Source organism: Corallococcus terminator, from assembly GCF_003611635.1.
Taxonomy (GTDB): domain Bacteria; phylum Myxococcota; class Myxococcia; order Myxococcales; family Myxococcaceae; genus Corallococcus; species Corallococcus terminator.
Genome location: NZ_RAVZ01000388.1, coordinates 1 through 8,393, shown reverse-complemented (window position 1 = coordinate 8,393; position 8,393 = coordinate 1). Strand labels below are relative to the sequence as shown.

6 protein-coding genes are annotated in these 8,393 nt (G+C 71.5%); 4 read left to right on the top strand and 2 right to left on the bottom strand.

All coding sequences use genetic code 11. From position 1 onward, the window contains the following. Positions 1–402: 402 nt before the first annotated feature. From D7V88_RS35585 to D7V88_RS35570, 4 genes are all read left to right on the top strand, one after another. Positions 403–1,629 (top strand): sensor histidine kinase, encoded by a 1,227-nt coding sequence (locus tag D7V88_RS35585; protein WP_244238572.1) that lies wholly within the window; start codon positions 403–405, stop codon positions 1,627–1,629. Further along, positions 1,626–2,981, top strand: a complete 1,356-nt coding sequence (locus D7V88_RS35580; RefSeq protein WP_120545042.1) for a sigma-54-dependent transcriptional regulator — start codon at positions 1,626–1,628, stop codon at positions 2,979–2,981. The genes D7V88_RS35585 and D7V88_RS35580 overlap by 4 nt, the downstream gene beginning before the upstream one ends. A gap of 133 nt (positions 2,982–3,114) precedes the next feature. Next, positions 3,115–5,568 (top strand): BamA/TamA family outer membrane protein, encoded by a 2,454-nt coding sequence (locus D7V88_RS35575; protein WP_244238571.1) that lies wholly within the window; start codon positions 3,115–3,117, stop codon positions 5,566–5,568. A gap of 3 nt (positions 5,569–5,571) precedes the next feature. After that, the gene (locus tag D7V88_RS35570; protein ID WP_120545041.1) at positions 5,572–6,183 is read left to right on the top strand and encodes a hypothetical protein; all 612 of its coding nucleotides are present in this window, start codon (positions 5,572–5,574) and stop codon (positions 6,181–6,183) included. A 43-nt stretch (positions 6,184–6,226) separates the two neighbouring features. On the opposite strand, the gene D7V88_RS35565 is transcribed toward D7V88_RS35570, so the two are convergent. Continuing rightward, positions 6,227–7,234: an SDR family oxidoreductase gene (locus D7V88_RS35565; protein ID WP_120545040.1), complete on the bottom strand. Its 1,008-nt coding sequence runs from the start codon at positions 7,232–7,234 to the stop codon at positions 6,227–6,229. A 114-nt stretch (positions 7,235–7,348) separates the two neighbouring features. Further along, positions 7,349–8,359: a Rossmann-fold NAD(P)-binding domain-containing protein gene (locus D7V88_RS35560; RefSeq protein ID WP_120545039.1), complete on the bottom strand. Its 1,011-nt coding sequence runs from the start codon at positions 8,357–8,359 to the stop codon at positions 7,349–7,351. Positions 8,360–8,393: the final 34 nt, after the last annotated feature.

Here is an 8,393-nt window from a genome sequence, read left to right as displayed (position 1 = left end):
CCCCCCGCCCGAGGAACCCCTGGACCTGATAGGGGCCCATGAATCTGGGAGGAGAAAGGTCCTGTCCCGTCAGGACCCACGCATCGCCCTCCATGGCTCCTCCTGTTCCGGTTCCACTTCCACGAAGCCGGGCAGCCGCTGTGCCTGGCCCGTGTCAATGATTGCCAGGAATTTTCAGGCTCCGTCCGGGCTCGGTGTTTCAGGAACGCTTCAATCCAGGATAGGGAGGCACACCCGAGATGACCACGCCCCTGGCTTCAAGCGGACGTGCTGGCAACGCATCGCATCCCCTCATGCACCCGTGACCGCGCAGGGTGATGCGGCCTCCGCGCGGCGTCTGTCGTTGCCCCGTCACGAGGGCCGCGAGAACTTTGATGGAGCCTGCGGTATGAACGGCGCATCATGCGCCGCGCTTCGTCGATGGATTCTCCGCCGCCTCCGCCCCGCTTCCGGCGGCGCCTGCTGGTGGTGATGCTGCTCACGGGCCTCATCCCGCTGATGCTGCTCGGCGCGCTGGCCCAGGGCGTGTTGGAGCGCGTGCTCTCCGTGTCCATCGCCCCGGTGGAGGGCGTGCTCGATGGCGTGTCCGCGGACCTGGAGCGACGCGGTCTGCCGCAGGGTGCGCTCGACGACGCGCGGTTGAACCTCGCGCAGGCGGAGCTGGCGCGGCGGGCCCTGGTGCGCCGCGTGCCCGTCTTCATCGCCGCGCTGGGGCTGGTGTCCGGCCTCGTGCTGGCCGTGGCCGCGGCGCTGCTCGGCCGCGTCCTCACGCGCCCGGTGGGCACCCTCATCGACGGGATGCGGGCCTACTCCCGGGGGGATCTGTCCGTCCGTCTGGCGGTGCCCGAGCCGCCGCGCGACGAACTCCAGTTCCTCCTGGGACAGTTCAACCGCATGGGCCAGGAGCTGCTGGACCAGCGCGAGCGCCTCAAGACGGCCGAACAGATCGCGGCGTGGCAGGACGTGGCCCGCGCGCTCGCCCACGAGCTGAAGAACCCCCTCACCGCAATGAAGCTCTCGCTCGCGCGTCTGTCCCGTCAGGATGACAGCGCCCCACCGGACCCGACGCGCCTCGCCGAAGCGGTGGCCCTCCTCCAGGAGGAGGTGGACCTGCTCATGCGCATGACGCAGAGCTTCTCCACCTTCGCGCGCCTGCCGGTGCCGCGCTTCCAGGACGTGGGGCTGCGCGCCCTGCTGGCCGAGGTGTGCACCCTGTACGCGGGCAGCTCGCCGGTGCCCGTGGAGCTGGAGCCCGGGCCGGAGGTCCAGTTGCACGCGGATCCGGACGGGCTGCGCCGCCTCTTCGGCAATCTGGTGAAGAACGCCGCCGAGGCCTCCGGGCCGGACACGTCGCCCGTGCGTGTGGCCCTGCGCGCGGAGGTGGACGGCGCCGTGCATGTCACCGTGAACGACGGCGGCCGAGGCGTCCCGGGAGTGCTGTCCGGCGCGGTCCTCACCCGGGGGCTGTTCAGCACCAAACCCGGTGGCAGTGGACTGGGGCTGCCCATCGCCCAGAAGATCGTCCACGAGCACGGTGGCACCCTGCGGCTGGAGCCGGGCGCGAGCGGCGGGACGCTGGCGCACGTGTCGCTGCCCCGCGTGCCTCCCGGTTCCCAGGTGACGTCATGAAACCAGGTCCCCGCATCCTCATCGTCGACGACGACCCCGGCGTCCTCCGGGCCCTGCGCGGGCTGCTGGGCGACGAGGGGTTCACCCCCGTGGAGGCCCGCTCCGCGGCGGAGGCGGCGCGCCTGCTCGAAGCGCCGGATGCTCCGCCTGCGTTGATGTTGCTGGACCTGCGCATGCCGGGCGAAACGGGCCTGGAGCTGCTCGCGCGCCTGCCCAAGCCGCTGGCCGTGCCGGTGGTGGTCCTCTCCGGCGAGGCCTCCCCCGCGGAGGCGGTGCAGGCGCTGAAGCTGGGGGCCACGGACTTCGTGGAGAAGCCCCCTTCCGCCGAGCGGCTCATCACGGCGCTGCGCAACGCGCTGGCGCTGGGCTCGTTGCGGGAGGAGCGGGAGCGGCTGCTGGACGAGCTGGCCCGCCCGGGGCACCTGGTGGGGGACAGTCCGGCCATGGAGGCGCTGCGCCAGCTCATCGCGCGCGTGGGCCCGAGCGACACGGCGGTGCTGATCACCGGTGAGACGGGCACCGGCAAGGAGCGGGTGGCGCAGGCGCTGCACAAGGCCTCCGGGCGCAAGGGCCGGCTGGTGGCGGTCAACTGCGCGGCCATCCCCGCGACGCTGCTGGAGAGCGAGCTGTTCGGGCACGAGCGGGGCGCCTTCTCCGGCGCGGTGGCAAGGCGCACGGGCAGGGTGGAGCAGGCGCAGGGCGGCACGCTGCTCCTGGACGAGCTGGGCGACATGCCGCTGGAGCTCCAGGCGAAGCTGCTGCGCGTCCTGGAGACCCGTCAGGTGGAGCGCCTGGGGGGCACGCTGCCGGTGCCGGTGGACGTGCGCATCCTCGCGGCCACGCACCAGGACCTCACCCGCGCGGTGAAGGAGGGGCGCTTCCGGCAGGACCTCTTCTTCCGCCTCAACGTGCTGCCGCTGCACGTCCCGCCGCTGCGTGAGCGTCCCGAGGACCTGCTGCCCCTGGCCCGCGTCTTCGCCGCGGAGTTCGCCGGGCCCAGGACGCCGCTCGTGCTGGCCCCTGGCGCCGAGGCCGCGCTGCGCGCCTACCCCTGGCCGGGCAACGTGCGCGAGCTGCGCAACGTCATGGAGCGGCTGAACCTGCTGCGGGGCGAGGGGCCGCTGGAACTCCGCCCGGATGCGGTGACGGCTCCGACGGGAACCCCTGCCGCGCCCCGTGCGACGCTGGGGGACAGGAGCTACCGCGAGCACGTGGAGGACTTCGAACGGGAGCTCATCCGCGCCGCGCTTCAGGAAGGGGAGAGCATCGCCGGAGCCGCGCGCCTCCTCCAGGTGGACCGGGGCAACCTCTACCGACGCATCAAGGCCCTGGGCCTCCCTGTCACGCCATGACACGCCCCAGGGACCCGGGCGATGTCACGGGCACATCCTCAAGGTGACATCCGGATGTGTCCATGACATCGACGCGCACGGCGGCTCCTTGTGCTTCCAGGCACTTGCCGGAGCCCTCCGCCTGGAACGGCGCATGCTCCTGCCCCTCCACATGAACCGCATCGTGCTCTGCCTCTGCTTCGTCTCGCTCGCCGCCTTCGCGCAACCCGCGGGGGATGCCGGCACGTTCCCTCCTGATGCTGGCGCGCTCTCGCCCCCCTCCGAGCCGGGGACACGTTCCCGGGCCGAAATGCCGGGGGACGATGACGGTCCGGACGATGACGGTCCGGACGATGACGCTCCCGATGCGAAGGCTTCGGCCGGGGAGGGTGCACCCTCGCGCGATGCGTGCCACGACGCCTTCGACGAGGACTCCGCTACGGCTTCGGTCCTCTCTCCGTTGCGGCTGGATGTCGACGGCAAGGCACTGGCGCCGACGGGACTCGAACTCGTGGGGCTCCAGCATCTGGCGGACGCGCAGGTGCGCTCGCTCGTGGGCGCACCCGCCGCCGGGGCCACGCATCCGCTGTCGCCCGGCGAGGTGCAGACCCTGCTGCGCCGGCTGGCACGCACGGGCCTCTTCGCCCACGTGGATCCCCGCCTGCGCGTCAGCGAGCAGGGGTCCGCGCTGCTGGAGGTGACGCTGCAAGAGCACCCCACCGTCACTTCGGTGGAGGTCCAGGGGCTCCAGGACCTTCTTCCCCGGGAGTGGCTGGAGGCCCTGTTCCAGCAGCCTCCCGGCTTCTCGCAAGAGTTCGACGAGGACGAGGACGATGATGACGAGCGGGACCACGAGGAGTTCGTCGCGAAGGTGCGCATCCATGGGCGCGGCGCGACGCTGTCCGTCGTCAGCCCGTGCCCTCCGTCCCACCCGCCCCGCGAGTGGTTCGCGCGCATGGAGCGCGGGCAGTTTCGTCCCGGCGTCGTCCTGGGCGGACTGGACGCCGCGCTGGAGCGCGCGCTGAAGGACCTGCGGGACGATGACGGCTATCTGCTGGCGACGCTGTCCGCCACGCTGTCGCCCGAAGGCGTGTTGCTGGTGAAGATGGACGAGGGCCGGCTGGAGGCCGTGGACGTGCCGGGCGTGGAGCCGGAGATGGCGGCGCGAGTGCGCGAGGCGCTGGGCCTGTCGCCGGGCGATGTCTTCCTTCGCAGCGACGCCTACCGTGCCGTGGAGCGCCTGGAGTCGCAGTTGCGATTCCTCCGGACGGTGGACGGTGAAGGGCTGCGCGAGGGACGCCCGGACGTGCGGGTCGTCGAGGAGCGCGAGGCCCAGGGCACGCGGAGCTACCGCACCCAGGAGCAGGAGTCGCGCGCGTCCCGTCGCCGCGAGCGCAAGGAGTCCGGGTCTGATTGGCGGGGCCTGTTCTCGTGGAACGAACGGGGGGAGGGCCTCACGCTGGAGGGGCGGCGGCTGGTGGTGCACGTGCGCCCGCGCCGGCCGGACCTGTCGTTGGAGTTGCTGCCCGTGCACACGCAGGTGACGGGCTTCGCCCCGGGGCTCGCGGCCGGGCTGCGCTTCTGGGATCCGAAGGACCGGGTGCACGCGACGCTGGACGCGGCCTTCTTCGTCCCGCTGCGGCTGGGAGGCCAGCGGTTGCCGGACGACCCGGAGGGGACGCGGCGTCAGCGTCGCGTCAACCTGCTGGGCGGCGCGAAGCTGCAGGTGCCCGCGCTGGCGCTCGCGGAGGTGGGAGCGCAGGTCCACGACTTCACCGACACGCTCGACCGCTGGCGGATGGGGGACATCGACTCCTATGTCTACTCGTTCCTCCTCAACCGGCCGGACCGGGACTACTTCCGCCGCAAGGGCTTCGCGGCGTTCGCCACCTGGCGCTGGTCGCGCTCGTGGCTCGCGGGCGCGGAGTTCCGCGGTGACACCTACGAATCGCTCCAGGCCTTCACGCCGCCGCTCAGCCTCTTCCGCCGGGACTCCCCGGCCTTCCCCAACGCGCCGGTGAGCGAGGGGCGCTTCCACTCCGTCGTGCTGCGCGCGGAGTACGACAGCAAGGCGAAGACGGGGTCGCCCGTGGGCTCGCTGTTCCGGACGCCGGAGACGTCCCTCTTCCCGCGCGAAGGGGACCGGACGCGGGAGCCCGCGCTGCGTGGACTCGTCACGCTGGAGGTGGGGCAGCAGGTGGGCGCGGACACGCGCTTCTGGAAGCTGGTGGGTGACACGGTGTTGGATCTGCCCGTCACCTGGCACTCGGGACTGAGCGTGCGCTTGCGCATCGCTGGGGGCGAGGATCTGCCCTTGCAGAAGCAGGAGGCACTGGGCGGCTGGAGCTCATTGCGTGGCTTCGGCTTCAAGGACTTCCGTGGGGGCGATGCGTCGGTGCTCGGCAGCGCGGAGTACCGCTGGCATGGGTTCGGTCTCTTCGCGGACCTGGGCGCGGTACACGCCGCCTCGGATTGGACGGATCCGCGGCTCGGCCTGGGCGCCAGCTTCCACTTCAGCGACGCGGTGCGCGTGGAAGCGGCCTGGCGCACGGATGAAAAGGCCCGGGCCACGCCCGAGGCACGCCTGTTCTTCGTCCGGACCTTCTGAGGCATGGCAAGGCAAGGCACAGGCGGACGGTGGCGGCTCCGGTCGGCGCTCATGGCGTCGGTGGGGCTGCTGGCGTCCCAGGCCCGGGCGGACGAGGCCCGCGCCACCTGCACCGCGACGCTCTCCGGTCGCCGCGTGGTGGTGCGGCCGGAGGCGCGCGCCTTCGTGTCGCCCGAGCTGGATCGGTTGGTGCGGTTGGGCATGGCGGGGAAGCTGGAGGTGCAGTTGACGCTCTTGCGCAAGCGCGCCCTCTGGTTCGACGCGCGCATGGACAGCACGCAGGTCACCCAGGTGCTGGCCTTCACGCGCACGGGCTACCTGCTGGACGGAAGGCCCCTGTCGGAAGGGGTGGCCACGCTGGAGCTGGAGCGCGTGGCCTGGATGCTGGACGCGCCTCCTGAGCCGGGCGAGCGCTTCATCGTGCAGGTGGAGGTGCGGTTGCGGGTGGTGACGGCCGCGAGCCTCGGGCGCGTGGCGGCCTGGCTCACCCAGGGCGCGTCAGCGGGGACGGAGCCTGAAGGCCGCTCCGCGCTCACGGGAACCCTGCTGCGCTCCGTCGCGGAGGACCTCGCACGCGGGGCCTCCGCGAGCTGTGAGGTGCTCCGCTCGCCTTGAAGGGCGAGAAGCCGCCGAACTGCGGTGCCCCCGTCGAACGCCGTCAGGGACGGATCCGGGTGCCGAATTCCTTCAGACGCTCGACAACGGAGGTGGGGTCGAGCAACCCCTCGGGATGGTAGAGCCCGGGCTTCACGGGCGGCCCGCCCGCGAGGCCGAGCAGGCGCTCCACCGCGAGCGCCACGCCCCGGGCGCTCAGGCCCGAGTGCACGTCCGCGTCGATGAGTTCGTGGCGCACGCGTCCCGTCGTCCCATCCTCCCGCTCGCCCGTGATCTCGATGATGACCTCGTGCGACACGCCCTGGCCGCTGGGGCGGCTCGCGGCCTCCCGCACCGCGAAGTCGAGCCGGACCGTCCTTGCCTCGGTCGCGGTGGCGAGGCTCACCACGTCGAGCAGCGGATAGGCCCGGCCCCGCCACTGCGCCCCGTCCACCCCGACGAAGTCGCGGTACACGTCCTCTCCCCGCGCCCAGGCGAACCTGCCGTCCTTGAGCATCAGGGGACTCGGCAGATCCTTCGTGACGCGCTCCGTGTCACCGCGCGCCGCCGGGCCGCCCATGTCCTCCTCGTCGAAGACCGCGCCAATCTCAATGGCATCCACGCGTCGGAACGCCCGGGCGAAGTGGAGCGTGGCCAGCGTCACCGTTCCGCCGAGGAAATGTCCCAGCAGGAGCACGGGCGAGCGGGTGGGGTGCTGGATGTGCAGCGCCACCTCCGGCCCGATGTCGAACACGAAGTCGGAGAAGGAGACGTAGGGCAGTCCCTTCGCCTGGGCGTACTTCATTGAATTGAGGGTGTCGTCCTTCAGCAGCACCACCACCGCGCTGAAGGCCGCGGTCTCGGGCAGGCCCAGGTCGCGCCGCTCCAGATTGATGCGCACGGCTTCCGCGCCGCCCAGTTCCCGAGCGAGTGTCTGGGCCCTGGCAACGTCTCGCACGCCCAGCGTGATGGGCAGCCCGGGTTGAAGCCGGCGGAGTGTCCTGGCGGCCCGGCTTCCAACAACGCCGGAGCCTCCGATGAGGAGGACAGGGTTCTGCGTGTTCGAGGACATGACGGATGTGCTCCTCCGGTCCGCCGGACCGGGGCTGTGTCTACGGTAGGTAGGTTACGAACGGTAGGAATTCAGGTCGGCGGCAATGACAGACATCGCCGCTGGCAGGCGGGGCTACGCGCGGCGAATCTGGGTTCCGAATTCTTCCAGGCGCCGGACGAAGTAGGCCGGGTCGATGAGGACGTGAGGCAGGTAGAGCCCGGGCGCGACGGGCGGGCCGCCCGCGAGGCCGAGCAACCGCTCGACGGCGATGGCGACTCCCAGCGCGGTCACCGGTGCCTGGCCTTCGGGATGGACGAGCTCGTGGCGCACGCGCCCCCGCATCCCATCCTGCTTCAGCCCGGACAGCTCGATGATGATCTCCGTCGAGTAGGGCTCGCCGCGCCGGCGCGTCGCTGACTCGCCCACCACCATGTCGAACCGGATGGACCGCGCCTCGGTCGCGGCCGCGAGGGCCAGCACGTCGAACGGTGAGTACACCTGCCCCTGCATCGGGGTCCCATCCACCGCGGTGACGGTGCGCGTCGCATCGGCTCCACGGACCCAGCGCCACCTGCCATCCTGGAGCAGCAGGGAACTCGTCGCGACGTTCGTGAGGCGATCGAAGTCGGCATGGGCCGCCGGGCCGCCCACGTCCTGCTCGTCGAGCACCACCGTGAACTCGATGGCTTCGAGCGTCTTGAATTCCCGGGCGAAGTGGAGGGCGGGCAGCATGGCCGCTCCGGCCAGCCAGGTGCTGTCCATGAAGATGGGCGCGCTCGCGGGCTGGTGGATGTAGTGCGCCACCTCGGGCCCCATCTCGAACACGCCGCTGGAGATGCTGACGTACGGCAGCCCCTTCGCCTGGGCGTACTTCATGGAGTTGAGGGTGTCGTCCTTCGTGAACACGACGACAGCGCTGTAGGCCCTCCCCTCGGGCTGGCCCAGATCCCTCCGCTCCAGATCGACCCGGACCGCGTCCGCGCCGCCGACCTCCTTCGCGACGGCGTCGGCCCGGGCCAGGTCTCGACCGCCAATCGTGAGGGGCAGTGTTGGATGGAGGCGGCGAAGCGCCTTCGCGGTCTGGGCGCCAACGAGGCCGGAGCCTCCAATGATGAGGACGGGGCGCTGCGAATTCACGGACATGGCGGATGAACTCCTCTACCGGGCGGGGCAGGGC